The organism is Hippea jasoniae (assembly GCF_000744435.1).
Lineage (GTDB): Bacteria > Campylobacterota_A > Desulfurellia > Desulfurellales > Hippeaceae > Hippea > Hippea jasoniae.
The window spans coordinates 1-1067 of sequence record NZ_JQLX01000008.1 but is presented as its reverse complement, the minus strand read 5'-3'; the positions used below and the strand labels follow the sequence as shown (position 1 = coordinate 1067).

At 53.9% G+C, this 1067-nt stretch carries 1 rRNA gene; it reads left to right on the top strand.

Annotated elements, in window-relative coordinates:
- Positions 1-1067, top strand: a 23S ribosomal RNA gene (locus EK17_RS09205); the annotation flags it as partial.

Below are 1067 nucleotides of genomic sequence, written 5' to 3'. Positions count from 1 at the left end.
GAATACCGCCTGTACCATCCGGGGGAGTCAGACTACGGGCGACAAGGTCCGTGGTCGAGAGGGAAACAGCCCAGACCGCCTGCTAAGGTCCCTAAGTCTAACCTAAGTGGAAAAGGAGGTCGAGGCGCTAAGACAGCCAGGAGGTTGGCTTAGAAGCAGCCACCCTTTAAAGAAAGCGTAACAGCTCACTGGTCGAGTGCCTCGGCGCCGAAGATTTAACGGGGCTTAAGGTTAGCACCGAAGCAGCGGCTGAGCCTCTATTTATAGAGGCTCGGGGTAGGGGAGCGTTCTCATTCGGATGAAGCCATACCGTAAGGAGTGGTGGACGAATGAGAAGTGAGTATGCCGGCACGAGTAGCGAAAAAACAGGTGAAAACCCTGTTCGCCGAAAGCCTAAGGTTTCCTATCCAACGTCAATCGGGGTAGGGTTAGTCGGTCCCTAAGGCGAGGCCGTAGTTGGCGTAGCTGATGGGAAGCAGGTTAATATTCCTGCACCACCTATAGCCATCCGATGGGGGGACGCAGCCGTGGTAGGCGGAGTGGGTAGCTGGTTTGCCCATCGAAGCGTGTAGGTAGGATGCGCAGGCAAATCCACGCATCCAATGATCCGAGGCGCGATAGGCGGTGGATTGCTTCGGCATGAAACCGATTCCGCTGGCTCCATACTGCCAAGAAAAGCCTCTAAGGGTTAAGGCTATAGGTGACCGTACCGCAAACCGACACAGGTAGGCGGGCTGAGAAGGCTAAGGCGCTTGAGATAACTCTGGCCAAGGAACTCGGCAAATTGGCCCCGTATCTTCGGTAGAAGGGGTGCCTCCTTTTGTGTAGAGGCTTGCCCTCCAAGCAAAGGGAGGTCGCAGTGACAAGGCCCAGGCGACTGTTTACCAAAAACACAGGACTCTGCAAACCTGTCAAGGGGATGTATAGGGTCTGACGCCTGCCCAGTGCCGGAAGGTTAAGGGGAGGAGTTATCCCGCACCATTTGAGCATTTGGAGGATGATATGTATTATGTATACCTGATTCAGAATGAATCTGGAGAAAGATACATTGGATATACATCGGATTT